Source organism: Ferrovibrio xuzhouensis (genome assembly GCF_042648965.1).
Classification (GTDB): Bacteria; Pseudomonadota; Alphaproteobacteria; order Ferrovibrionales; family Ferrovibrionaceae; genus Ferrovibrio; species Ferrovibrio xuzhouensis.
In genome coordinates, this window is sequence record NZ_JBHRYJ010000003.1 from 120,847 (window position 1) to 145,050 (window position 24,204).

Annotated in this window: 25 protein-coding genes and 1 tRNA gene; 9 read left to right on the top strand and 17 right to left on the bottom strand. The window is 66.8% G+C overall.

The window, feature by feature from the left end:
- Both ACFOOQ_RS14290 and ACFOOQ_RS14295 read left to right on the top strand, forming a co-directional pair.
- Positions 1–375 (top strand): hypothetical protein, encoded by a 375-nt coding sequence (locus tag ACFOOQ_RS14290; protein ID WP_379727836.1) that lies wholly within the window; start codon positions 1–3, stop codon positions 373–375.
- 7 nt (positions 376–382) lie between these two features.
- Positions 383–1,168: an alpha/beta fold hydrolase gene (locus tag ACFOOQ_RS14295; protein WP_379727838.1), complete on the top strand. Its 786-nt coding sequence runs from the start codon at positions 383–385 to the stop codon at positions 1,166–1,168.
- On the opposite strand, the gene ACFOOQ_RS14300 is transcribed toward ACFOOQ_RS14295, so the two are convergent.
- From ACFOOQ_RS14300 to ACFOOQ_RS14345, 10 genes are all read right to left on the bottom strand, one after another.
- Entirely contained in the window at positions 1,152–2,657 is a 1,506-nt protein-coding gene (locus ACFOOQ_RS14300) for a tripartite tricarboxylate transporter permease (protein WP_379727839.1), read from the bottom strand. The genes ACFOOQ_RS14295 and ACFOOQ_RS14300 overlap by 17 nt on opposite strands.
- A 4-nt stretch (positions 2,658–2,661) precedes the next feature.
- Complete coding sequence (locus ACFOOQ_RS14305; RefSeq protein WP_379727841.1) at positions 2,662–3,138, bottom strand: tripartite tricarboxylate transporter TctB family protein; 477 nt, start codon at positions 3,136–3,138, stop codon at positions 2,662–2,664.
- A 53-nt stretch (positions 3,139–3,191) separates the two neighbouring features.
- Complete coding sequence (locus ACFOOQ_RS14310) at positions 3,192–4,181, bottom strand: Bug family tripartite tricarboxylate transporter substrate binding protein (protein ID WP_379727843.1); 990 nt, start codon at positions 4,179–4,181, stop codon at positions 3,192–3,194.
- Between the two features lie 228 nt (positions 4,182–4,409).
- Complete coding sequence (locus ACFOOQ_RS14315) at positions 4,410–5,177, bottom strand: Crp/Fnr family transcriptional regulator (protein WP_379727845.1); 768 nt, start codon at positions 5,175–5,177, stop codon at positions 4,410–4,412.
- A 40-nt stretch (positions 5,178–5,217) separates the two neighbouring features.
- A complete protein-coding gene (locus tag ACFOOQ_RS14320) occupies positions 5,218–6,354 on the bottom strand; it encodes a DNA polymerase III subunit delta' (protein WP_379727847.1) in 1,137 nt (378 codons plus the stop codon).
- Positions 6,351–7,019, bottom strand: coding sequence for a dTMP kinase (tmk, locus tag ACFOOQ_RS14325; RefSeq protein WP_379727849.1), 669 nt, complete (start codon positions 7,017–7,019; stop codon positions 6,351–6,353). Before tmk ends, ACFOOQ_RS14320 begins: the two co-directional genes overlap by 4 nt.
- The gene (locus tag ACFOOQ_RS14330; RefSeq protein WP_379727851.1) at positions 7,016–8,206 is read right to left on the bottom strand and encodes a D-alanyl-D-alanine carboxypeptidase family protein; all 1,191 of its coding nucleotides are present in this window, start codon (positions 8,204–8,206) and stop codon (positions 7,016–7,018) included. The genes tmk and ACFOOQ_RS14330 overlap by 4 nt, the downstream gene beginning before the upstream one ends.
- Complete coding sequence (locus ACFOOQ_RS14335) at positions 8,184–9,167, bottom strand: septal ring lytic transglycosylase RlpA family protein (protein ID WP_379728659.1); 984 nt, start codon at positions 9,165–9,167, stop codon at positions 8,184–8,186. Before ACFOOQ_RS14335 ends, ACFOOQ_RS14330 begins: the two co-directional genes overlap by 23 nt.
- A 108-nt stretch (positions 9,168–9,275) precedes the next feature.
- Positions 9,276–10,412, bottom strand: coding sequence for a lytic murein transglycosylase (locus tag ACFOOQ_RS14340; RefSeq protein WP_379727853.1), 1,137 nt, complete (start codon positions 10,410–10,412; stop codon positions 9,276–9,278).
- Positions 10,413–10,451: 39 nt separating this feature from the next.
- Positions 10,452–11,318: a YdcF family protein gene (locus ACFOOQ_RS14345; protein ID WP_379727855.1), complete on the bottom strand. Its 867-nt coding sequence runs from the start codon at positions 11,316–11,318 to the stop codon at positions 10,452–10,454.
- Positions 11,319–11,454: 136 nt separating this feature from the next.
- Between ACFOOQ_RS14345 and ACFOOQ_RS14350 the strand changes: the two genes are divergently transcribed.
- Genes ACFOOQ_RS14350 through ACFOOQ_RS14365 form a run of 4 tightly spaced genes read left to right on the top strand, consistent with a single transcriptional unit; the run spans position 11,455 to position 14,735 of the window.
- Entirely contained in the window at positions 11,455–12,759 is a 1,305-nt protein-coding gene (locus ACFOOQ_RS14350; RefSeq protein ID WP_379727857.1) for an MmgE/PrpD family protein, read from the top strand.
- A gap of 41 nt (positions 12,760–12,800) precedes the next feature.
- Positions 12,801–13,328, top strand: coding sequence for a hypothetical protein (locus ACFOOQ_RS14355; RefSeq protein ID WP_379727858.1), 528 nt, complete (start codon positions 12,801–12,803; stop codon positions 13,326–13,328).
- 21 nt (positions 13,329–13,349) lie between these two features.
- Positions 13,350–13,886 carry a response regulator gene (locus tag ACFOOQ_RS14360; protein ID WP_379727859.1) on the top strand — a complete coding sequence of 179 codons (537 nt, stop codon included), beginning with the start codon at positions 13,350–13,352 and terminating at the stop codon, positions 13,884–13,886.
- A 42-nt stretch (positions 13,887–13,928) separates the two neighbouring features.
- The gene (locus ACFOOQ_RS14365) at positions 13,929–14,735 is read left to right on the top strand and encodes an MBL fold metallo-hydrolase (RefSeq protein WP_379727861.1); all 807 of its coding nucleotides are present in this window, start codon (positions 13,929–13,931) and stop codon (positions 14,733–14,735) included.
- A 52-nt stretch (positions 14,736–14,787) separates the two neighbouring features.
- On the opposite strand, the gene ACFOOQ_RS14370 is transcribed toward ACFOOQ_RS14365, so the two are convergent.
- The 6 genes from ACFOOQ_RS14370 to speB form a co-directional block, all read right to left on the bottom strand.
- Positions 14,788–16,032 carry an NAD(P)/FAD-dependent oxidoreductase gene (locus ACFOOQ_RS14370; protein ID WP_379727863.1) on the bottom strand — a complete coding sequence of 415 codons (1,245 nt, stop codon included), beginning with the start codon at positions 16,030–16,032 and terminating at the stop codon, positions 14,788–14,790.
- A 135-nt stretch (positions 16,033–16,167) separates the two neighbouring features.
- On the bottom strand, positions 16,168–16,998 hold the full coding sequence (locus ACFOOQ_RS14375; RefSeq protein ID WP_379727865.1) for an ABC transporter substrate-binding protein: 831 nt from the start codon (positions 16,996–16,998) through the stop codon (positions 16,168–16,170).
- Positions 16,999–17,027: 29 nt separating this feature from the next.
- Entirely contained in the window at positions 17,028–17,801 is a 774-nt protein-coding gene (locus tag ACFOOQ_RS14380) for an amino acid ABC transporter ATP-binding protein (RefSeq protein ID WP_449265809.1), read from the bottom strand.
- A complete protein-coding gene (locus ACFOOQ_RS14385; RefSeq protein WP_379727866.1) occupies positions 17,798–18,679 on the bottom strand; it encodes an amino acid ABC transporter permease in 882 nt (293 codons plus the stop codon). The genes ACFOOQ_RS14380 and ACFOOQ_RS14385 overlap by 4 nt, the downstream gene beginning before the upstream one ends.
- 64 nt (positions 18,680–18,743) lie before the next feature.
- Positions 18,744–20,192: an argininosuccinate lyase gene (gene argH / locus ACFOOQ_RS14390; RefSeq protein WP_379727868.1), complete on the bottom strand. Its 1,449-nt coding sequence runs from the start codon at positions 20,190–20,192 to the stop codon at positions 18,744–18,746.
- Positions 20,189–21,256 (bottom strand): agmatinase, encoded by a 1,068-nt coding sequence (gene speB / locus ACFOOQ_RS14395; protein ID WP_379727870.1) that lies wholly within the window; start codon positions 21,254–21,256, stop codon positions 20,189–20,191. The genes argH and speB overlap by 4 nt, the downstream gene beginning before the upstream one ends.
- A 118-nt stretch (positions 21,257–21,374) precedes the next feature.
- Here speB and ACFOOQ_RS14400 point away from each other — a divergent pair, with 118 nt between their 5' ends.
- The 3 genes from ACFOOQ_RS14400 to ACFOOQ_RS14410 all read left to right on the top strand — a co-directional run bounded on the left by ACFOOQ_RS14400 (position 21,375) and on the right by ACFOOQ_RS14410 (position 23,055).
- Positions 21,375–22,328, top strand: a complete 954-nt coding sequence (locus ACFOOQ_RS14400) for a LysR substrate-binding domain-containing protein (RefSeq protein WP_379727872.1) — start codon at positions 21,375–21,377, stop codon at positions 22,326–22,328.
- A gap of 86 nt (positions 22,329–22,414) precedes the next feature.
- Positions 22,415–22,504, top strand: a tRNA-Ser gene (locus tag ACFOOQ_RS14405).
- Between the two features lie 149 nt (positions 22,505–22,653).
- The gene (locus ACFOOQ_RS14410) at positions 22,654–23,055 is read left to right on the top strand and encodes a hypothetical protein (protein WP_379727874.1); all 402 of its coding nucleotides are present in this window, start codon (positions 22,654–22,656) and stop codon (positions 23,053–23,055) included.
- Between the two features lie 155 nt (positions 23,056–23,210).
- On the opposite strand, the gene ACFOOQ_RS14415 is transcribed toward ACFOOQ_RS14410, so the two are convergent.
- Positions 23,211–24,146, bottom strand: coding sequence for a LysR family transcriptional regulator (locus tag ACFOOQ_RS14415; RefSeq protein WP_379727875.1), 936 nt, complete (start codon positions 24,144–24,146; stop codon positions 23,211–23,213).
- Positions 24,147–24,204: the final 58 nt, after the last annotated feature.

The window sequence follows — 24,204 nt, forward strand, 5'->3', positions numbered from 1 at the left end:
ATGAACCAGAACCTCGCCGTCGGCAACCGCGCCGGCATCACCCGCAGCTACACGGCCGACGACATCCGCGCCTTCCTCGGCCTTGCCGGCAGCGACACTGTGGCGGCGGACACGGTGCCGGAACCGCTGATCGGCGCGCTGTTCTCCTATCTGCTGGGCGTCGAGTTGCCCGGCTTCGGCACCAACTACCTGAAGCAGGAGATAAACTTCGAGGCGCCGGCGCCGCTTGGGCAACCGCTGACCGCCACCGTCGAAATCACCCGCCTGCGCCCGGAGAAGCATCTCGCCGATCTCGCCACCACCTGCACGGCTGCCGATGGCACCGTAATCTGCCGCGGCCGCGCGCTGGTTCTGGTCAAAGATGTCGGGGCCTGAGGCAGCCATGCATGTCGCCGAGACCGGCAGCGGCCGGCCGCTGATCTTCCTGCATGGCTGGTCGTGCCATGGCGGTTTCTTCGCGCCGCAGGCCACGGCCTTCGGACAGGATCATCATGTTCTGCTGCCCGACCTGCCCGGCCACCGCCATTCGCCCTGCCCGACCGGCGCGCTGTCGATCCCGGCACTGGCCGATGCACTGCATGACCTGATCGTCGGGCGAGGCTTACGCGACGCCACCCTGGTCGGCTGGTCGATGGGGGCGCTGGTGGCCTTCGACTATGTCGCCCGTCACGGCACCGGGGCGCTGGCCGGCCTTGTCATCGAGGACATGACACCGCGCATCGTCAATGACGGCGACTGGAGCCTCGGCATCCGCGGCGGCTTCGATACGGCCCAGAGCATGGCTGCGGTGCTGGCCATGCAGGCCGACTGGCCGGCCTATGCGCGCGGCTTCCTGCCCCGCCTGTTCGCCCGCGCCGGCGGCACCGATCCGGCGCTCAGCGCCTGGGCCGGCACCGAGATCGCCAGCACTGCGGCCGGCGCCATGGCAGCGCTCTGGGCCTCGATGGCGGAACGCGACTATCGCTGGCTGATGCCGAAGCTCGACCTGCCGGTGCTGGTGCTGCATGGCGAGGACAGCCAGCTCTATGATCCGGCGGTCAGCCGCTGGCTGGAACAGATGATTCCCGGCGCGCGGCGGCACGGCATCGCCGGTGCCGGCCATGCGCCACATCTGGAACGGCCGCTGGACTACAACGCGGCGCTCGGTGCCTTCATTCGCCGGCCCTGACCGGACTGAGCCGCCAGCCACGCAGCAGCCGCAGCCACAGCGGCGAGGTCCAGATCAGGATGGTCAGCAGCGCCAGGATGCCGGCAATCGGCCGGCTGACGAAGCCGACCGGGTCACCGCCGGTCTTCTGCATCGAATTGATGAAATTCTCCTCCAGCATCGGCCCCAGCACCATGCCGAGGATGATCGGTGCCACCGGGAAGGCATTCTCTTCCATCAGGTAGGCGATGATGCCGAGCACCAGCATGGTGGCGACGCCGAACTCGGTGTTGTTGCTGGCAAACGAGCCAACGATGCAGAACATCAGGATGATCGGCATCAGCACAGGACGCGGCACCGACAGCAGGGTCGAGGCCGATTTTATGGCGATCCAGCCGAACGGCAGCATGATCAGGTTGGCGAAGATGAAGGCGATGAACACGCCGCAGAGCATCTGCGGATCGTTCAGGAAGATCATCGGCCCGGGCGTGATTCCCTTCATGAACATCACGCCGATGGCAATCGCCGTGATCGAATCGCCCGGGATGCCGAATACCAGTGCCGGAATCCAGGCACCGCCGAGTGCCGCATTGTTGGCCGCGCTGGCCTCGACGATGCCTTCGGGATGGCCGGTGCCGAATTTCGCGGATTCACGCGACAGCTTCTTCGAGGTGGCATAGGCGATCCAGGCGGCGATATCGGCGCCGGCGCCCGGCATGGCACCGATCACCGTGCCCAAGGTCGCGCCGCGCAGCAGGTTGAGCCGGTAGCGGCGCAGGTATTCCCACTGATGGGCGAAGATATTACCGATCTGCCGCTGCACCACGGCAAGCTGGCTGCGGTCGGACAGCACGAACCGGATGATCTCCGGCATGGCAAACATGCCGATCAGCGCCGGGATCAGCGGCACGCCGCCGGTCAGCTCCGTATTGCCGAAAGTGAAACGCGGATAGCCGCCGCTGGCGCCGATGCCGACGGTGGAGATCAGCAGGCCGAGCAGCAGCGCGATGACGCCCTTGAGCGGCGATTGCGGGGTGATGAAGACCGCGCAGGTCAGGCCGAGCAGCGCCATCCAGAAATATTCGAAGGACGAGAAGTTGAGCGCGAATTCGGCCAGCACCGGCGCGCCGAGGATCAGCACGGCGACGCCGAACAGGCCGCCGCAGGCGCTGAACACCAGACCGGCCCCCAATGCCGCCTCGCCCTGGCCCTTGCCGGTCATGCGGAAGGCCTCGTCGGTATAGGCGGCCGAGGCCGGCGTGCCGGGAATCCGCAGCAGGGCGCCGGGAATGTCGCCGGCGAAGATCGCCATCGCCGTGCAGCTGACGATGGCGGCAATCGCCGGCACCGGCCCCATGAAGAAGGTGACCGGGACCAGCAGCGCCGTCGCCATGGTGGCGGACAGGCCCGGCATGGCGCCGACGAACAGGCCGAAGGCCGAGGCCACGGCGATGATCGCCAGAACCTTCAGGTCGAAGAACAGGCCGAGCGCGGCAATGATGGCATCCATGCGGTCACCACAGGTAAGGGGTGAGCGGCCCGCCGGGCAGCGGTACCAGCAGCAGCCGGGCAAACAGCAGCCAGATCACGACGACCATGCCGAGCGAGATGACGGCAGCTCGCCATGGCCGCACGCCGAGATAGACCATGAAGACCGTGCCGATCACCAGGCCGACGATGGGAAAGCCGAGCGGTTCGGCGGCGATGTCGTAGAAGACCAGCGAACCCACGATCACCAGCAGGCCGAGCCAGCGGCTCGGATGCCGTGCCCAGGGACCGACTTCAGCCAGCCGCTCGCCGCCCGCCAGCGCGCGCCGGCCGCGCCACATCAGCAGCAGCGCGCTGACGCCGATGCCGATGGCAATGACCTGGGGAAAGAAGCCAGACCCATACAGCGTGCCCGGCACCTTCGGGAAGCCGGCGGCCCGGGTCCAGATGAAGATGGCCAGTGCCAGCAGCACGGCGCCGAAGACAGTGTCGTTGATACGCATGGGACGATGCGGACCGGCCGGCCGCCGCGAGCGGGCGCGGCCGGTCCTCTCCGTTACTTGGCCAGACCGATCGCTTTCAGCACCTTGGCGCTGTCGACTTCCGACTGCTCGATGAACTTGGCGAAATCCGGCCCTGCCTTCCAGGCAAGACCGAAGCCGCGATCGTTCATGAACTTCTGGAACTCGGCGCTCTTGTGGATCTTGTCGAGCGCCTTGGTCAGCTTCTCGGTGACATCCTTCGGCATGCCCTTCGGCCCGGCGATGCCGCGCCAGGCGCCGGCCTCGACATCGACACCCATCGCCTCCTTGGCGGTCGGCACGTCGGGATAGGCTTTCAGGCGCGTATGGCTGAGCACCGCCATGGCGCGGATTTTCTTCGCGTCCAGCAGCGATTTCGCCTCAGGCAGCGAGCAGGGCACGATATCGGTGCCGCCGGCGATCAGTTCCTGCAGTGCCGGCGCGGCACCCTGCGAGGCAATCCAGTTGAACTGCCCCGGATCGACGCCGGCCTTCTGCAGCGCGATGCCGAACGCCATATGCCAGGCGCCGCCGATCGCCGAGCCAGACGCCAGCTTGTATTTCTTCGGATCGGCCTTCAGCTTGGCGACAACATCCCTGGCATCCTTGAAGCTGGAGTCCGCAGCCACGTAAAAGGCGCCCGGGTCGATGTTATAGAGCGCAATCGGGGTAAAATCCTTGGCCCCGCTGAGCTGCGACTGACCGAGCGCCTTGTAGGTGGCGATCTCGATGGTCATCACGCCGATGGTGTAACCGTCGGCCGGCGCCTGGGCGATCGCGGTGTGGCCGACCACGCCGCCGCCGCCGGTGCGGTTGACGACATTGAACGGCTGGTGGAATTCGTCCTGCAGCATCTTGGCGATGATGCGCCCGGTGGCATCGGTGCCGCCGCCGGCCGACCACGGCACGATCACCTGGACCGGCCGTTCCGGCCAGCCGGCGGCCTGCGCCGGTGCGACCTGCCCAAGCGCGACGGCCGCCACCGCCGCACAGACTCCGCTGACCAATGACTTCAAACCACGCATCTGTGCCCTCCTGCCGGTGCTGAGCCGGAACTTTTCTGCTGGATTGCGTTTCCTCGCCGGGCCTGACGCCTCTGCTGTGCGTGTCTGCCGACCGCAAAAGTATCTACCATATGAGATGGCAGGGCAACGCGGAAACGATGCCGCAATGCGGGCAGCAGACGGCCGCCCCGCAGCCGTTCAGGTGCGCTGCAAAAAGATCAGTGCGGAGAAAGGATCAGATCAGAGCTGTCAGCTCAGGACGGGACCATGGCGCACATCGAGGCGGACGATGGCCTGCTCCAGCGCCTCGCGATCGGTCAGGTAATAGGTCTTGTCGCGCCGGACCATCTGGCCGCCATGCAGCAGGTTGGCCAGCACGCGGGCGACGGTCTCGCGCGTGGTGGCGGCGCGGCGGGCCACCTCGTGCTGCTTGGGCATCGGATAGATCATCCAGCCGCCGGCATTGAGCGGATCGGGCCGTGCCATCTTGACCAGTTCGCGGTAGACGCGCTGGATCGCGCCGAGCGTGGCGAGGTCCATGATGCGCTCGTTGCTGGCGCGGATGATGCTGGCCAGCCGGCGCATCACTTTCAGCGCCACCGCGGGCTCGCGGGCCAGCAGGGCCTCGAAGGATTTCGGCGGCATCGCCGCCAGCCGGCAATTGCCCTGGGCCACGACGCTGGCCGAGCGGCGCTCGCCATCGATGGCGGACAATTCGCCGAAATAGCCGCCGGCCGGTACCATCGCGTAGGAAATCTCGCGGCCGTTGCCGGAATAGTTGACCACCTCGACATTGCCCTCAACGACGAAATAGACATCGCGGCTGTCGCTGTTGCGGTCGAGAATCTGTTCGCCATTGGCAAAGCGCCGCCACTGGCAGGCGCGCTCCACCTCGGTGCGCGCCGCCGGGCTGAGATCGGACAGCAGTTCGATCCGCTCCAGCGTATCCGGGCCCTGCGTCCCCGCCGACTTCGGCTTGCCGCCGCCTGTCGCCGTCTTTTCCGTCTGCACTGCCATGACACCCCTCGCCCTGTCGCCATCGGCCGACAGGCTGGAATCAGTGTGCCGCCGCCCGCCCCAGCATGGCGAACAGGTTCAGCAGCATCTGTTTACGGTCAAGATTGACCGATTCCCCGCGGTCGAGCAAGCGACCGAGCTGTTCCCAGTCTTCCGCCCAGCGGTCCGGCGCCTGCCAGTCCGACAATCGGCGCGCCAGCGCGGTTTCGCCCGGGAAAATCTCGGTCCAGCCGGCACCGCCGATCTGGCCGGCCGCCGCCCCCCGGACCAGCCGGGCGAGCCACCAGCGGAACAATTCACCCATGACCTGAAATCCCGTGCCGCTGCGGTCGCGGGCCAGCGCGTCGCCGAAGGCATGCAGCTTGGGGATGTCAGGTTTCGGCAGCTGCCCGACCATTTCGAGCAGCCCCTGCAGCAGTTTCAGCCCGCCCTGTCCGGCCAGCAGGGCCGCCCGACCGGGTGCGCCCTCGGCCAGCACGGCCAGCCCGCGACGTTCCGCCGCATCCAGATCGGGCAGCAGGCGGTCGAGTGCGGCACCGAGCGCCGCCTCGTTCAGCGGTTTCAGCGCCAGCCGGCGGCAGCGCGAGCGGATGGTCGGCAGCAGGCCGCCCGGTGCATGGCTGACCAGCAGCAGCACGGCATTGGGCGGCGGCTCCTCGAGGATCTTCAGCAGGCCGTTGGCGGCATTGGTATTCATGTCGTCGGCGGCATCGACGATGCAGACGCGATAGCCGCCTTCGGCCGCCGTCTTGGAAAACCGGTCGATCACCGCGCGCACGTCCTGCACCACGATATCGCCGCGCCAGCGGTCGGCCTTCTCGTCATAACTGCGCTCGACGGTGATCAGGTCGGCATGGCCGCCGCCGGCAACGCGGCTGAACACCGGATGGTCTTCGGCTACCGCCAGCGAGTCGGGCAGCACCGGCGCGTCGCCGAACAGGCTCGGTCCGGCATCGGCGGCGCTGCCGGCCGGTCCATTGGCCAGCAGGAAGCGGGCGAAGCGGAAGGCCAGCGTCGCCTTGCCGACACCGCGCGGTCCAGTGATCAGCCAGGCATGCGGCAGCCGCCCCGAGGCCCAGGCATCGAGCAGCGCCTTTTCCGCCTCGGCATGACCGTAGAGCACCGGCGTATGGCGTGGCGCCCAGGTCGCCGCCTGCTGCGGATCGTAGCCGCTCACGGCGACGTCCCGCCGGTCATGTCGAAGCGGCCGGCGACCGCCGCCCACAGCGCATCGGCCACCGCCTCCGGGCTGCCGGAGGCATCGATGATGCGGCAGCGCTGCGGCTCGCGCGCGGCGATATCGTGGAAGGCATGACGCAGGGTTTCATGGAAGGCCGTGCCCATGCGCTCGTAACGGTCCTCGGCAGCGGCGCCGGCCGCGGCCGGGCGGCTTTTCGCGCGCTGCAAACCCTGTTCGACCGGCAGATCGAGGATCAGCGTCAGGTCGGGGCCGAAATCGCCGAGCACCAGGCGATGCAGGTCGGCGATCGCATCACGGCCGACACTGCCGGCATAGCCCTGATAGGCCATGGTGGAATCGGCAAAGCGGTCGGAGACCACCCAGGCACCGCGGGCCAGCGCCGGCTTCACCGTCTGCTCGACATGACTGCGGCGGGCCGCATAATGCAGCAGGGTTTCGGTCATCGCATCCCAGCGCCCGATCTCGCCGGTGACCAGCAATTGCCGGATCGCCTCGGCGCCGGGGGTGCCGCCGGGCTCGCGGGTCTGCACCACATCGAGGCCGCAACCGGCCAGCCGGACCGCCAGTTGCCTGACCTGGGTCGACTTGCCGGCCCCCTCGCCGCCTTCCAGCGTGATGAAGCGGCCGCCGGATGCCGTCACTTCTTGCCCGCGCCCCACAGCAGGTAGCTGATCGCCGCGCTGATCCGGCCGGTAAAGCCGAGCTGCTGGACATCGGCGCCGGCGGTCAGCGGAATTTCTTCCAGCGTCGCGTCTTTGCTGACGACCTTGAGCGTTGCCACCGGCGTGCCTTTGGCGATCGGCGCCGGGATCGGATTGTCGTAGGTGACGATGGCTTTCACGTCGCCCTTGCCGAGCCGCGGCACCGTCATGACGACGTTGCGGTCGACGATCAGCGGCACGCGCGGCGCCGAACCAAGCCAGACATCCGCCTCGTCGACCGTGGCGCCTTTGGTGAACAGCCTGACGTTGTCGAACTGGCCGAAGGCGAGTTCCAGCAGGCGCTGCGGCTCGCGCGAACGCTCGTTCATGCTGTGCAGGCCGTTGATGACGAGGATCAGGCGACGGTCGCCGCGCTTCATCGAGGCGACCAGCCCGTAGCCGGCTTCCTCGGTATGGCCGGTCTTTAGGCCATCGACGCCGATATCCTTGTAGAGCAGCGGATTGCGGTTACCCTGGGTGATCGGCTTCTTGGTGGTGACGTCGATGCCGTAGGTGAATTCCTTCTCGCTGAACAGCTCGTAATACTGCGGGAAGTCATGGATCATATGCCGCGCCAGCGTCGCCAGGTCGCGCGCCGTCATCAGATGCTCAGGGTCGGGCCAGCCCGATGCGTTGCGGAAAGTGCTGTTGGTCAGGCCGAGGCGCTTGGCCTCGGCATTGAGGATTTCGGCAAAAGCCTCCTCGCTGCCGGCAATGCCTTCGGCCAGCACGATGCAGGCATCGTTGCCCGACTGCACGATCACGCCACGCAGCAGGTCCGACACCTTCACGCGGTCGCCGACATGCACAAACATCTTCGAGCCCTGCATGCGCCAGGCCTTCTCGCTGACCGGGAAAGCGTCGTCCATATGGATCTTGCCTTCCGACAGCATCTTGAAGACGACATAGACCGTCATCAGCTTGGACATCGACGACGGGTGCATCTTCTCGTCGGGATTCTTGGCGAAGATCACCGCGCCGGTGTCGTAATCCTCGAGGATCATCTGACTGCCGGTAGTCTCGACCTGGCCGAGCTGGGCCAGCGCCGGAACCGGCACCGCAACGAGAACCAGAGCCGCGACAAAAGCCGCAGCGGCGACGATCTTACTCCACCACAATACGCGCATCGGTATGTCCACTGTTGATCGCTTGCTGCAAGGCCTGGTCCGCGCCCGGCACCTGGGTATAGGGACCGAGGCGAACCCGGAAGAATTCCTGGTTGTTGACGAAGGTCGAACTGACCCCCACGGGACCGATCATCGACAGCCGCGCGGCCAGCTTGTGGGCATTCTCATACTGCGAGAATGCCCCGACCTGCACAAAAATCTGGCCGCCGCGGGCGGGGCCAAGATCGACCTTCTGGTTCGCCAGATCGGCGGCCGGCGCCGCGGCCGGATCGGCGCTGGCAACCTTGTTCTGGTTCTGCGCCGACAGGATCTGCATGGCACTCGGCGGTGGCGTGGCCGGCCTGGCCACTTCGGCGCTGCGTCCCTTCACCCCGGGCGGCGGCGGCAGCGCCTCGGCCGAGACGACCGCACGCGGCGCGGCAGCCGGATTTTCATGTTCGGGACCATTAGCTGCGGCAAGGCCGGTCTCGCCATCCTCCAACGGTGCCGGGCCGACATACTGCACCCGCACCTTGGCGGTACCCTGGCGATCATAGCCGAGCAACTGCGCGGCGCGGCGTGACAGATCAATGATGCGGCCGTTCACATAGGGGCCGCGGTCGTTGACGCGCACGAGGATCGAGCGGCCGTTTTCCAGGTTGGTCACCCGGACCATGGACGGCAGCGGCAGGGTCGGATGCGCCGCAGTGACTTCGTTCATGTCGAAAGACTCGCCATTGGCCGTCGTCTTGCCGTGGAACTGGTCACCATACCACGAGCCGATGCCGGTCTCGTTGTAGGTCGCGTCTTCTTTCGGATAATACCAGACCCCGTTGATCTGGTAGGGGTTGCCGACCTTGTAGATGCCGCCCTTGCCAGCGGGCTGTGGAGCCTCACCCCGAAATACCGACTTGGCAGTGTGATTCACCAGCGTTGTCTCGGCACAGCCGGATAACCCGGCCGCGGCCAGCAGTACCAGCATGGTCACCCGGACACGGCGAATCCAGGCAGGTCGGGATACCCCCTGACCCCCCCGGGAAATACAAGGGATGGCGTACCGGCTGAGTTGCATGGCTATATTTTGTTCATACTAACCATCTCCCAGCCGGTCGGCAAGAAGGCTGACCGTCAGGGCGTAATGGTGCGCGCAATTGTAGCGGAGGATGGCGCGGTAGTTGCCGTAGACGAGGAAGGACGGCCCGCCGGCGCCATCGGGCTGGACCAGCGCCCCGGCCACCTGCACCTTCGGTAACTCGCCGCCATCGGCCCGGCGCACACCCAGCTTGCCCCACTCGGCGACCGGCAGGTCACGGGTCATCTGGTCGATGGCGCGGCAGCCGGACTGGCCCTGGCGGGCAAATTCGCCTAGCCGGTTCTGCAGCGACGCCGGCACCTTCACCTCGCGGCCCCAGGTCTGCGCGGTGGTCCAGCCATGCTTGGCAAGGTAGTTGGCAATCGAGGCGAAGACGTCGCCGCGGTTGTTCCAGATGTCGCGCTTGCCGTCGCCGTCGAAATCCTCGGCATAGGCGAGGTAGCTCGACGGCATGAACTGCGGCTGGCCCATGGCGCCGGCCCAGGAGCCCTTCAGCGTCGGGAAATCGATATAGCCGCGGTCCAGCATGGTCAGCGCGGAAAACAGCTCGTTGCGGAAATAAGAGGAGCGCCGCCGATCAAAGGCCAGGGTCGCCAGCGAATGGAACAGCGGTACGTCGGCCTTCACCGCACCGTAGCGCGTCTCGATGCCCCAGATGGCCAGGATGAAACGCGGCTGCACGCCATAGCGCACCGACACCTGGCGCAGCAGGTCAAGATTGTCGTCGCGCAGCTTCTGGCCCCGCGCAATATTGGCCGGGGTGATCACACGATCGCGATAGGTGGCGAAATCGAGCTTGAATTCGGCCTGGTTGCGGTCGCGCTGGATGATCCGCATGACCGGATCGACGCCGGTCAGCGCGGTATTGACCACATCGGGCTTGATGCCTTTCTGCAGGGCTTCTCGCCGCAGGTCGACGAGGAAAGCATCGAAGGCCTTGCGATCGAAGGACACCGTCTCGGCGTCCGCAGCGGGAACAGCGGCGGGCGCCGCCGGAGCCGCGGCGACGACCGCCGGTTTCGCCGGCGCGGGCGCCGCCTCGGCCGCAGCGGACGGCTGGCCCGACTGGCGCATGCCGCAGGCCGCCAGCACGCCCAGTACAAGGGCAGCGTAACCGAAACGCATACTCCGCATATTATCCTCCGAATCCGACGCTGCACCTGATCTGCGGTGTTACCCCAGCCCGGCAACCGGGGCCAAGCCCCCCTCTGTGACATTTCCCCGCAGGGCCTGATCCTGCTTCATGGACGACAGGATGCGCGGTGGCAGGAGCTCGTGGGTCCGCCCCAGCAGCCGGTAGGCAATCAGGCCGACCCATTCGCTGGACGCGGCATCGAGGCGGCGAAGGGCATGCAATGGCTGGAACGGGAGATGCTGGATATCGCCAGACCGGTAATCCACCGGATAGGGCAGCACCGGCCAGCCGACCGTCCGGAAACAGTTCACCGCCCGTGGCATATGGATCGCCGAAGTGACCAGCAGCCAGGTCTCACCCGGCTTCGGCTGCGCCAGCGACAGGCTTTTCTCGGCATTTTCAATGGTGTTGCGGGACTCGGACTCGAACTGCACCCGCCCGGTATCGACGCCCATCGTACCCAGCACGCTGCGGGCAATATCAGCCTCGCTGACAGCCTTGCGGTCGGACCAGGCGCCCCGGCCGGTGAAGACCAGCCGGGCATCCGGGTATCGGTGAGCCAGCTCGGCAAAGGCAATCAGGCGCTCGGCACTGCCATTCACCTGCGGCTGATCATGCTCTGCCGACAGGCCGGGCTCTTCCGCACCGCCCAGTACGACAATGCCGTCGACCGACGACGGCAGCCGTGGCACCGGGTAATAATCTTCCAGCGGGCGGATCATCCAGTCGAGCGACGGCATGAATCCGAGGACGACAACCACCAGCCCAACCGGAACGCCGAGCCGGATGCCCCAGCGCCGGCTTGGTGCCCACCAGGACAGGATCAGGGCGAGCAGCAGCAGGCACAGCAGCAGGCTGCCCGGCGTGAGCATCGACCAGACGATCTTTCCGAGGATAATGGACATGTTACGCGCTACTTCCCTGCCAGACAGGCCGTGACTTTGCCGCCATGGATGGTAAATTTCCGTTAACGATTTATCTTCCGGCAGGTCCTAGTCTGACCCGCCAGAGTTTTATGGCCGGATACGGAATATCAGACCGATGAATGCAGCCGCCCCCGCCTCGCTGACCGCCCGCCTCGCCGCCCTGATCGCCGCCCGTCCGATCACGGCCGGGGATTACCGGGCGGCCGCCCTGTTCACCCTCGATGCCCTGGCCAATGCATTGGCCGGGCGGCAGACGGCGCCGGGCCGCATCCTGCTCGACTGGGCGGCGGCCGAACCGCTGACCATGGGCCGCGAGGCCCTGCTGCTCGGCGGCCTGACCCATATCCTCGAGGTCGACGACCTGCATCGCGCCTCGGTGGTGCATCCGGGCTGCGTCGTGGTGCCGGCCGCCTGGGCGCTGGCGCGGCGCCGCGGCACCGGCGGACAGGATTTCCTGGCGGCGGTGCTGCGCGGTTTCGAAGCCTGCTGCCGCGTCGGCATGGCGGTCGGTCCGGCGCATTACCGCATCTGGCACAACACCGCGACCTGTGGCCCGTTCGGCTCGGCCTATGCCGCCGGCGACCTGCTCGGCCTGTCGCCCGCCGCCATGGTGGACGCGCTCGGCAATGCCGGCACGCAATCCTCCGGCCTCTGGCAATTCCTCGACACCGGCGCCATGAGCAAGCATCTGCATGCCGGCCGTGCCGCCGAGGCCGGGTTGCTGGCCGCCGATCTCGCCGCCCGCGGCTTCAGCGGCCCGCCGCAGATCCTGGAGGGCGAGAAAGGCTTTTTCCGCGCCACCTGCGCCGATCCGCAGCCCGAACGGCTGCTGGCCGATCCGGAAGCGCCATGGCAGCTCAGGCTCACCTCGATCAAACCGTGGCCCTGCTGCCGCCACACCCATCCCACCATCGACGCCGGGCTGGAACTCGCCGCGCAGATCGGCAACCGCAGCGTCGAGCGCATCAGCGTCGTCACCTACCAGGCCGCGCTGGATGTCTGCGACCGCAGCGCGCCGCAGAGCGAATACGAGGCCAAGTTCTCGCTGCAGCATACCGCCGCCGCCGCCATCACCGACGGCAAGGTGGATTTCGCCAGCTTCGATCCGCAGGGCCGCGCGCGCCATGCCGATCTTGCCGGCCGCACCGCCATCGCTGCGGGCGCCCCTTTCGCCGGCCGCTATCCACAGGCCTGGGGCGCAAAGGTGACGGCGACACTCGGCGATGGCAGCGAACTGAGCGCCGAGCGCACCCATGCCTATGGCGATCCGGAAAATCCGCTCGACGAAGCGGCAATGCGCTCGAAAGCCCGGATGCTGCTCGATTTCGCCGGCATAGCCGATCCGGCCACCTTCATCGAAGCGGTACTGGCCATGGCGGACGACGCACCACTGCCGGCCCTGCCCGAGGCGGCCAACTGATGGCCGGCCGGCCGATGACCCGGCGCAGAATCTGTCCCCTCATGGCAGCCCTGGCACTGGCCATGCTGCCTGCGCTGCTGACTGGCGGAGCGGCTGTGGCGCAGCAGGCCCCGGCTCCGGGCAACGCGGCGCCGGCCAATCTCCCGCCGGCCGTCAAGAAGAAAGACGCCTGCTTCAAGTCCGACGAAGTCACCGCCGAGGCACAGGTGCGCACCGGCATCCAGCTGCGCGAGATCCTGCGCCGCTGCGTCGAGATCGATCCCGCCGAAGGCCCGGCGGCGCTGAAGGATTGGTACAGCTTCGATTCCGCCAATGCCACCCAGCTGCAGCAGGCGGTGGCGAAGCGGCGCGGCGCGCTGCTGCGCATCTATCCGAACCTGCAGTCCGTCAGCCAGTGGGAAACCGATTCCACCGTGGCCACGATGAAGTCGGTGCAGGTAAATGACGGTGTCTGCAAGGCAACCTATGACGTGATGGCCCGCCTGAAGAAGGAACAGTGGAAAGGTTTCCAGTATTACGCCAAGCTGCAGGAAAGCCTGCTCGCCTATGAAATTCCGGAGTGCAGATAACCGGTTGCACGAGACGAGACGATGAAAACCGATCCCGGCAAAATCCGCATCCTGCTGGTTGAGGATCACGCCCCGACCGCCGCGACGCTGTCGGCAATGCTGAACGCGCTGGGCTTCGGCAAGGTGACGGTTGCCGGCAATACCACGGCGGCGGTCAATGCGCTGAAGGAAACCGGCTTCGACCTGCTCCTGTGCGATTTCCAGCTCGGCATCGTCAACGGCCTGATGCTGGTGCGCATGATCCGCCGGCCGGACGGGATCACCAATCCCAACGTGCCGATCGTGATGATCACCGCCCATGCCGAACCCGACCGCGTCGCCGAGGCGCTCGACGCCGGGATCGACGATTTCCTCGTCAAGCCGGTGCTGCCGGAAAAGCTGCTGCAGTGCATGGTCGGGCTGCTGGAACGGCCCCGGGTTTTCGTGAAGTCGAAGGATTATGCCGGGCCGGACCGCCGCCGGCGCCAGACCGACAGGCATCCCGGCCGCCGCCAGGACGACCGCGAAATCCGGTCCCTCGTGCCCAGAAACAAGTGGATCGTGCCCCCCAAGACCTGACGCCGCGTTGCATGCCTGTCCCTGTTCCCAGGAGGTGATGCCATGGTCCGTTTCCCGGTTGCCGCACAGCTTCTGCTGTCCGGTTTTCTGCTGTTTGCCCCACTGCAGGCCGCCGCAGCCTGCCTCGGTGCCGTGGCGGCCCGCCCCGCCCCTCTGCTGCAGAAGGCCGCCCTGCGGCTGGCGGCCGCCCCGCCGGACAGCGTGCGCGTCACCTTCATCGGCCACGCCAGCTTCCTGCTGGAATCGCCCAAGGGGGTGACGGCGGTGACCGACTACAACGACTACCTGCCGCCGCCGCTGACCCCGGACATCGCCACCATGAACCATGCGCATTCGACGCATTTCAGCGACCGGCCCGATCCGGGCATCAAATACGTGCTGCGCGGCTGGCCCTACGAGGGCAAGCCGGCGCGGTACAACCTGCAGGTCGGCGACATGCATGTGCGCAACGTGCCGACCAATATCCGCGGCTACGGCGACGTCACCGAATACGACGGCAACTCGATCTTCATCTTCGACGTAGCCGGCCTGTGCCTCGCCCATCTCGGCCATCTGCACCACAAGCTGACACCGGGTCATATCGCCGACATCGGCCGCATCGACGTGCTGTTCGTACCGGTCGATGGCGGCTATACGCTGAACATTGCCGAAATGAGCGAGGTGATCGGCCAGATCGCCGCGCCGCTGGTGATCCCGATGCATTACTTCAGCGACACCACGCTGGAGCGCTTCCTCGCCCGCATGCGCGACAGCCACGCGATCCGGTTGAGCGACAGCAGTACCACAGTGATCAGCAAGGCGGCGATGCCGCCGAAGCCGACCATTCTGGTGCTGCCGGGGCCGAGCTGACAGTTCGCGGTCACGGCCGGAAACCGCACAGACTCGCGGTCTGAAGTCGCCGCTATGGCGTGCCGGCATCAAAGTCGGTGTTGTGCCGGAAGAACCACTCGCGGCCCTTCAACATGTAGTGCCAGTACATCAACGGCAGACCGGTCGTCTTGATCCACCAGTTGATCCCGCGCTCGCGCGCCGGATGCAGCGGCAGCGTCGGCGTCACCTTACCGCCGAAGACAAACTCGGCCATGATGACCTTGCCATAGGCCGTGGTCAGCGGGCAGGAGGCGTAGCCGTCATAGCCCGCTTCCACGGCGCCGCCGGCCATCATCCGCAGCAGGTTCCTGACGACGACCGGCGCCTGCTTGCGCACCGCCGCAGCCGTCTTCGAGTTCGGCGCCGAACACACATCACCGAGCGAAAAGACGTTGCTGTAGCGCACATGCTGCAACGAGTTCTGGTCGACGTCGACGAAACCGGCGGCATTGGCCAGCGAACTTGTGCGCACCGCCGCCGGCGGGCTCTGCGGCGGCGAGACATGCAGCATATCGAACGGCACCGTCAGTCGCTCGCCCTGCCGATCACCGCCGACGATCTCGAAGGTCGCCGTATGATTCGGACCATCAACCGCAACGAGATTGTGCTGGAAATGCGTCTTGATGCCGTAGCGCTCGACCACCTTCATGAGTTCGCGCGCAAAGAACGGCACGCCAAAAATTCCCGGGCCGTGCACGAAAAACTCCAGGTCGCAGCTCTGCAGCAGGCCTCGCCGTCGCAGATGGTCGGCGGCGAGGTAGACAATTTTCTGCGGCGCGCCCGGACATTTGAACGGCAGCGGCGGCTGGGTGAACACGGCTCTGGCGCCGGCCTTCAGGTCCTGGATGCAGCGCCATGTATACTCGGCATAATCCGGAGAATAGTTGCTGCATACGCCATTCTTGCCGAGCGTCTCCGGCAGCCCGGCGATCTTGTCGAAATCGAGCTGGATGCCGGTACACACGATCAGAAACTCGTAATGCACGATGTCGCCGTTCGACAGCCGGACGGCGTTCTCGTCGGGCAGGAATTCAGCCGCCGCCGCGTGGATCCAGCGCACCCCCGACGGCATCAGGCTCGCCTCGTTCCGCCGGGTCTGCGCGAGCGTATAGGCCCCGGCACCGACGAGGGTGAAGGCCGGCTGGTAATAGTGGGCCTCGGACGGCTCGACGATGGCAATATCCAGCGGCGCTTTCGACCGCCGGCGCAGGCTGGTCGCCACGGTGATGCCGGCCGTACCACCGCCGACGATCAGTATTTGGTGCTTTACCGCCATGGCCTGAGCCTCCCGGACCGTTTTTCTTCTGCAATTCTACATTATTATACAGTTGAAATTGCAGAGTCCACGGCCGGACAAGCCCCCCGGCGCCCGCCCCTGCTCCCCGGCAGGGCGCGGGCAGGTTTTCCCGGCTTACTCGCCCTTGTTGATCGACGCCGGCTTCAGCGCGTTGCTCTTGATGTCGTATTTGGCCAGCAGGGCATCGTAGACGCCCTTCTTCTGCAGGCTGAGCACTGCCTCGTAGACCGCATCGCGCAGCTTCGGGTCGGTCTTCAGCACCGGAATGCCGGGCAGCGAGGTCGTGAAGGTGTCGCCCAGCAGCACATAGGTATTGGGCTCCTGGCCCAGCAGATAGGTCAGGGTTTCGCTGCCCTGCACGCCGGCATCGATGCGCCCGCCCTTCAGCTGGGTACGGGCGTCGACCGAGCCCTCGGTGCCGACCACTTCGATGGCCGGCTTGCCCTTGGCGACGCAATTGGCATTGCTCCATTCGCCGATCTGCTTGGGCCAGTTGGTCGAGCGGCTGGCGCCGACCTTCTTGCCGCAGAGATCCGCCGTCGACTTGATCTCCTTGGCGTTGGCGACCGTGGTGTAGAACTGCGCGCCCGTCTTCAGGTAATCGACGAAATCCTGCAGCTCGCGCCGGGTCGGCAGGTCGCTCATGCCCGCCATCACCAGGTCGACGCGGCCGGTCTGCAACGAGGGCAGCATCTGGGCGAAGGCGATTTCCTGCCATTCCACCTTGACGCCCATCTCCTTGGCGATCGCTTCGCCGAGCTCGATATCGAAGCCCTTCAGCGTATTGGTCGCCGGGTCCTTGTAGGTGATCGGCGGATAGTTCGGCATGGTGGCGATGACGACCTTGCCGGCCGCCTTGATCTTTTCCGGCGGTTCGGCGGCCGCGGCGGGGAACGCGATGACGGCGGCAAGCAGGGCGGGCAGGATGGCATTACGAAGTATCATGGTGGTCTCCCTGGAGAGGCTGGACTGGTTCAGTTGAGGACGGCGGCAATAAACTCTTTGGTGCGGGCCTGCTGCGGATTGCCCAGCACCTGCTGCGGCGAGCCGGCTTCGACGATGGCGCCGTGATCCATGAACACCACCCGGTGCGCCACCTCGCGGGCAAAGCCCAGCTCGTGGGTCACCACGATCATGGTCATGCCGCTGCGGGCCAGGTCGCGCATCACGTTCAGGACCTCGCCGACCAGCTCGGGGTCGAGCGCCGAAGTCGGCTCGTCGAACAGCATCAGCCGGGACTGCATGGCCAGCGCGCGGGCGATGGCGACGCGCTGCTGCTGGCCGCCGGACAGCTGCGCCGGATAGGCATCGCGCTTGTCGGCCAGTCCGACGCGGTCCAGCAGGGCCAGTGCTTCGGTGACGGCCTCGGCCCGGCGGCGCTTCTGCACCGTGACCGGGCCCTCGATGATGTTCTGCAGCACGGTCATGTGCTGGAACAGGTTAAAGCGCTGGAACACCATGCCGGTGGCCAGGCGCTGGCGCGCCACGTCGGCGTCATGCAGCGGATGCAGCTTGTCGCCGATGCGGCGATAGCCGATCAGGTCGCCATCGATCCAGATGCCGCCGCCGTCGATCCGTTCCAGCTGGTTCAGGCAGCGCAGGAAGGTGCTCTTGCCCGAGCCGGACGGGCCGATGATGCACAGCACCTCGCCGCGGGCGACATCGAGCGACACGCCATCCACCGCCTGCAGCTGGCCGAAGGTCTTGCGCACGTCGCGCGCAACCAGCATGGGAGGCGCGGCGCTCACGGCGCGACCTTTCCGGCCGCCGGGCGACGATGCCCTTTGGCGAAGTGGCGTTCGAGGAAATGCTGGCCGACCGAAAGGACGGTCACCACCGCGAGATACCAGATGGCGGCGACGAACAGCAGCTCGATGACGAAGCTGTTGGCGTAATAGATGGTCTGGGCATTGCGCAGGATTTCGGAATACTGGATCACGCTGGCCACCGAGGTCAGCTTGACCATGCTGATCACCTCGTTGCCGACCGGCGGGATGATCACCCGCATCGCCTGCGGCATGACGATGCGGCGCAGGGTCGCCAGCCGGGTCATGCCGATGGCCTGCGCGGCCTCGGTCTGTCCGCTATCGACCGACAGGATGCCCGACCGTACTACCTCCGCCGTATAGGCGCCCTGGTTGATGCCGAGCCCGAGCAGGGTGGCGACGAAGGGCGTGATCACTTCGACAGTACGCACGCTGAACAGGTCGGGGATGCCGAGCCGCGGGAAGACCAGCGCGAGGTTGAACCACAGCAGCAGCTGCAGGATCAGTGGCGTGCCGCGGAAAAACCAGATATACAGCGCCGCGACGCCCTTCAGCACCGGATTGGGCGCCATCGCCATCACCGCAAAGACCACACCGAGCAGGATGCCGAGCGCCATGGCGCAGACGGTCATGATGATGGTGTTGACCAGGCCGGCCATGATGGCGGGCGCGGTGAAGAACTGGCCGACCACCCGCCAGGCGATCTGGCCGTCGGCGAAGGCCTTCACCAGCACGGCGAGAACCAGCAGGATCGCCGCGGCGGCGAGCCAGCGGCCGTAATGGCGCGGCGTGACGATCTGCAGCCGGGCCAGGTCATAGTCCGGTGCCGTCATCTCCGGCTGGTAGGATGCATTGCGCATGGCTGTGTCCCCCGACAAACTTCGCCGCGTCTTTCGGCGCACCGCGCCTCTTGCAAGAATGATGCTACGCCCCGGGCATCGGCCCCCGATAGGTGTCGCACCAGTCAGATTGCGTCGCGCAGAGCTGCTGCAGGCGGCCGAGCTGCTCGCGTACGCGCGCCGGCGCCGTACCGCCATAGCCCTGCCGGGCGGCAACTGCCGCTTCCGGCGTCAATGCCGCCTTGATCGAGATATCGAGCCGCGGATCGACCAGCGCCAGATCGGCGGCGCTGAGCTGCTCCAGCTCGATGCCACGTTCCTCGCAGAGCCGCACGACGGCACCGGTGATCTCATGCGCCTGGGCGAACGGCACACCGCGCCGCGACAGCCAGTCGGCCACTTCGGTGGCGAGTGTGAAGCCCTCGGTCGACTGCCGGTGCAGGGTCGCGACATTGACGGTCATGCTGCGGATCAGGCCGGTGATCGCCGGCTGCACGACCGTCAGCGCATCGATGGCATCGAAGGCCGCCGCCTTGTCCTCGATCAGGTCGCGATTATAGGCCAGCGGCAGGCCTTTCAGCGCCACCAGCATGGTGGCGAGATCGCCGATCAGCCGGGCCGAACGGCCACGGGTGATCTCGGCGATATCGGCATTCTTCTTCTGCGGCATGATCGACGAGCCGGTGGCGAAACCGTCATCCAGCGCGATCCAGCGGAACTGCCGCGACGACCACAGCACGATTTCCTCTGACAGGCGCGACAGGTGCACGCCGTGCATGGCCAGCGCGAAGAGGAATTCGGCGACATGGTCGCGGTTGCCGACCGCATCGATGGAATTCTCGGTCGGCGCCGCGTAGCCGAGCTCCGCCGCCGCCAGTTCCGGATGCATGGCGATGGCCGATCCGGCCAGCGCCGCCGCACCCAGCGGCGAGCGGGAAAACCGGCTGTCCCAGTCCTGCAGCCGCGCGATGTCGCGGGAAAACGCCTGGCCATGGGCCAGCAGCTGATGGGCGAACAGCACCGGCTGGGCCGGCTGCAGATGGGTGAAGCCCGGCGCGATGGTGGCGATATTGGCCTCGGCCTGGCCGATCAGCACGGCCTGCAGGGCCAGCATGCCGCGTACCAGCCGGCGGGACTGGTGGCGCAGGTACAGCCGCAGGTCGTTGGCCGACTGGTCGTTGCGCGAGCGGCCGGCGCGCAGCTTGCCGCCCAGCGGACCCAGCCGTTCGGTCATCACCCGCTCGACGAAGGTATGAATGTCCTCGTCCGCCTCGGTCGGCGCGATGCGGCCGGCGGTGAAGTCATCGAGGATCGCCTGCAGCATGGCGCAGATATCGCCGCGCTCAGTCGCGGTCAGCAGACCGGCGCGCTCCAGCTCGCGGGCATGCGCCATCGACGAGATGATGTCATAGGGAATCAGCCGCCAGTGGCTCGCCGGCGAGCGCGACAGCGCCATCAGCGCCGGGTCGGGCGGCGTGCGAAAGCGGGCACCCCACAGGCGGGTCGGCTCGTCGCCGTGGTTGCCGCCGCTCATGATGCCGCCCCCTGCCCAGCAGTCTGGCCGCCGGTCTGGCGGATCGCCACCAGGCACAACATGGTGAACAGCATCTGGGCGCCGACCTGCGCCGTCACGGTCGAGGCGTCATACTGCGGCGCCACTTCCACCACGTCGCCGCCGACCACGTCGAGGCCGGCCATGCCGCGCAGGATCGTCAACGCCTCGCGCGGGGTCAGGCCGCCGACCTCCGGCGTGCCGGTGCCCGGCGCGAAAGCCGGATCGAGGCCGTCGACATCGAAGGTGAGATACACCGGCCCGTCGCCGACCACGGCACGCGCCTTCCGCACCACCGCGTCGATGCCCATGGCGTCGATCTCCTCGGCATGGATCACGGTCATGCCGCTTTCCTGCGAGAATTCCCACAGATACTCGCCGGCGCCGCGGATGCCGATCTGGATGCAGCGCTCGGGGTCCAGCACGCCGTCCAGCACGGCCTGGCGGAACGGGCCGCCGTGGTGGAACTTGGCGCCCTCGTATTCGCCGCTGGTGTCGCAATGGGCATCGATATGCACCATGCCGAGCGGCCGCCCCTCGCCCAGCGCCCGCATGATCGGCAGGGTGATCGAATGGTCGCCGCCGACCGACAGCGGAATCACGCCGGCCTTGTGGACGCGGCGGTAGAAGGCTTCGATATCGGCGTGGCATTCGTCCAGGCTGAAGCGGCTGCGCATCGGCACGTCGCCGATATCGGCAACCCGGATCTCGCCGAGCGGTGCGCGCTTCAGCACATGCTCGTAGGGACCGATGCGCTCGATGTTGCGCACCGCGCGCGGCCCGAGCCGGGCACCGGCCCGGTTGGTGACGCCGAGGTCCATCGGCACGCCGACCAGGCAGCAGTCCAGCCCGGCGAAGTCGGCGTCGCTGCTGATCGGCCGGTAGGGCGCGCCGGCAAAGGTGGCGATGCCGGCGAACGGCCACTTGCGCCGCTCCGGGTCGAGGAAAATCTGCGTCGCGACGGCGGCGAAATGCGGATCGAAAATGTCGCCGCCCTTGGCGGGTCCGTATTTCTCGCGCAACGCCTTCAGCTTGCCGGTATCCATGATCCCCTGCTCCGGAACGCTCTCCCTCACGGGAGGTTTTCTATCGTGCGGCCCTGTATTCCGCTTTGATGACAACTTTGCGCTGGACGATGCGGTGTGGACAAGCGAGTTTATCGGTATGGAGCTCCGTAAGAAAAACTCCCGGAAGGCGGCGGCCAGCCGCCTGCCGCCGCTGAACGCCCTGCGCGCCTTCGAGGTCGCCGCCCGCCACCTGTCGATGACCCGGGCGGCGGAAGAACTGAACGTCACCCACGGCGCAGTCAGCCAGCATGTCCGCCTGCTGGAGGCGATCACCGGGTCGGCCCTGTTCGAGCGCAACGGCAACCGCCTGCGGCTGACCCCCGCCGGCAGCGCCCTGCTGCATCCCCTGCAGCAGGCCTTCGACCTGCTGTCGGAGGCGACCGGCCGCATGACGGCGGGCGAAGCCGGCGGCGAGGTGACGGTCAGCGCGCCGCCGGCGCTGGCCACCCTGTGGCTGGTGCGCCAGGTCGGCGGCCTGCTGGCCCGCCATCCGGCCCTGCAGCTGCGGCTGGTGCCCGTCGCCGAGCCGCGGCCGGCCCGCGCCGCCCCGGTCGATCTCGCCATCCGCTATGGCGACGGCCGCTGGCCGGCACAGATCGTCGAGCATCTGTGCGACGTGCACCTGATGCCGGTCTGCAGCCCGCAGCTGCTGGCCGGCCGCGCGCCCCGGCGCAGCGACTTCGCCCTGCTGGAAAACACCCCGATCCTCTGCGCCGATGCCGGCGACGAATGGGACAAATGGCTGGCCAGCAGCGGCCGGCCGCGCCTGGCGCTGGGGCCGCGGCATTACCTCGGCAACGCGCTGACCGCCATCGAGATGAGCGCCGCCGGTTTCGGCGTCGCCATCGGCGACAATGTCACCACCTCGCGCTATCTGGCCGACGGCCGGCTGGTCTGCCCGATCAACCACACCACCCGCGCCGCCAACAGCTTCTACCTGACGGTCCGGCCGGAATCGCAGCGCAAGCCGGCGGTGATCCTGCTGCGGCAGTGGATCCGCGACAGCTTCGCCGCCATGTCGCCCCAGGGGCCCCGGCCGCCCGTGGGCTGACGGCTGCGGGCTGGCGGGGCGGGTTGACGGCGGCGGCCCGGCCGCCGTATCACCCCTGCTGCCGAGGTGCCGGGAACGAGCCCTGCGGATGGGTGGCCGAGTGGTTTAAGGCAGCGGTCTTGAAAACCGCCGTACCGGCAACGGTACCGTGAGTTCGAATCTCACCCCATCCGCCAAAATCCAAATACAATCAAATGTTTATATTAAAAACCGGCTGAGAATTATCCCTCAACCCATCTTTCTCGCCCCACTTACTACAGACGGCAATTTGCATCGACTTCAGCCCCCTCTGATGCTTGGATCTATCGGGGCATAGGGGGAAGCCATGAGAGCTGTGTTGATCGTCGCGCTATTTACGCTGGCCGCCTGCACCTACACGCCATCTGAAATCCGTGACTTCCCGTCCAAGCTGACTGGACATACTGCACTGGCGCCACAACAGGCCGCCAATTGCACGGCATCACAAATAGCCGACAAGTCATCATCGTTCTTCGCCACGCCGCGTCCGAGTGTATTGCAGGGCAAAGCACCAGGGGCAGTTGCCGTCATTCTCTATTCTGGGAATTTCCTGACTGGTGTCATTGATTTCGTGCCGGCTGGTGGCGGGTCTGATTTAGAGATCAAGCTCGCCCCAGGGAACATGTCACCTCTGCAGCGATGGGCGGCAGAGGCTGTGCAATCCTGCGATCCGGCCGTTGTGCTAGTTAATCCATACCCCGCCACTTAACGGGGCAAGATTTTCGTCTATGTAGTACGGCTTACTGCGGGCGGCGATATCAGCCGCCACGGTCCAGCTTGCGGCAGTAATTGATGTAACAATCCCGGTCGTCTTGGAGGGAATGTTCATACCGGTTGGGTACATCAGCCGTGCCCTCACCTACCTCACTTCCCCTTCCCCACCGGCCGGCAGACCTCCAGCACGCAGCCGCGCAGCCAGCGATGCGCCAGATCGGCGTCCATGCGCGGATGCCACAGCAGCGAGATGGTCAGCGCCGGCGGCGCGGCCGGCAGCGCGAAGCTGTGCAGGCCATCGCGCAGGACCTGCGTCGAGCGCTCGGGGACGCTGGCGATCAGGTCCGAGCCGCGCGCCAGCGCCAGTGCCTCGGCAAAGCTACTGACGATGACGGCGATGTCGCGCCGCAGGCCGAGCGGATCGAGCGCGCGATCCACTGGCGTCTGGCCGGCCGGCGTCAGGCCAACCGGCGTCTGGCCGATGCCGCGACGGGCCACCAGGATGTGGCGGCCGGCGGCAAAACGCGCTGGCGTCATGGTTTTTCCGGCCAGCGGATGGCCGCGGCGCACGACGCCAACAAAGCGGTCGGTGAACAAGGCCTGGGCGCGCAGCTCCGGTCCGATCGAATCGCCGACCACCGCCGTCTCCAGATCGACGCTGCCATCGCGCAGCGGGCCGCTGTCCTTGTCCGGCTTCGGCACGAAGCGCAGGATCACGCCGGGTGCCTCTTTCGCCACGCGCGCGATCAGCGCCGCGCCAAAACTTTCGACGAAGCCGTCGCGGTTGCGCAGCGTGAAGATGCGCTCCAGCCGCCGCAGGTCGAGCGCCGCGACCGGTCGCAGCACGGCCCTGGCCTCCTGCACCAGGGCGCCGACCCGGCCGCGCAGTTCGCTGGCGCGCGGCGTCGGCACCAGCCCGCGCCCGGCCCGCACCAGCAGCGGATCGCCGGTCGCTTCGCGCAGCCGCGCCAGCGCCCTGCTCATGGCCGAGGGGCTGAGCTGCAGCCGCCGGGCGGCGCGCGCCACGCTGCCTTCGGTGATCAGCACGTCCAGCGTGACCAGCAGGTTGAGATCGGGATGCGTCATGGGCGGAGCCTATACCGGTCATATATGGCGTTGGATGCACCAATATACTGCAACCGAT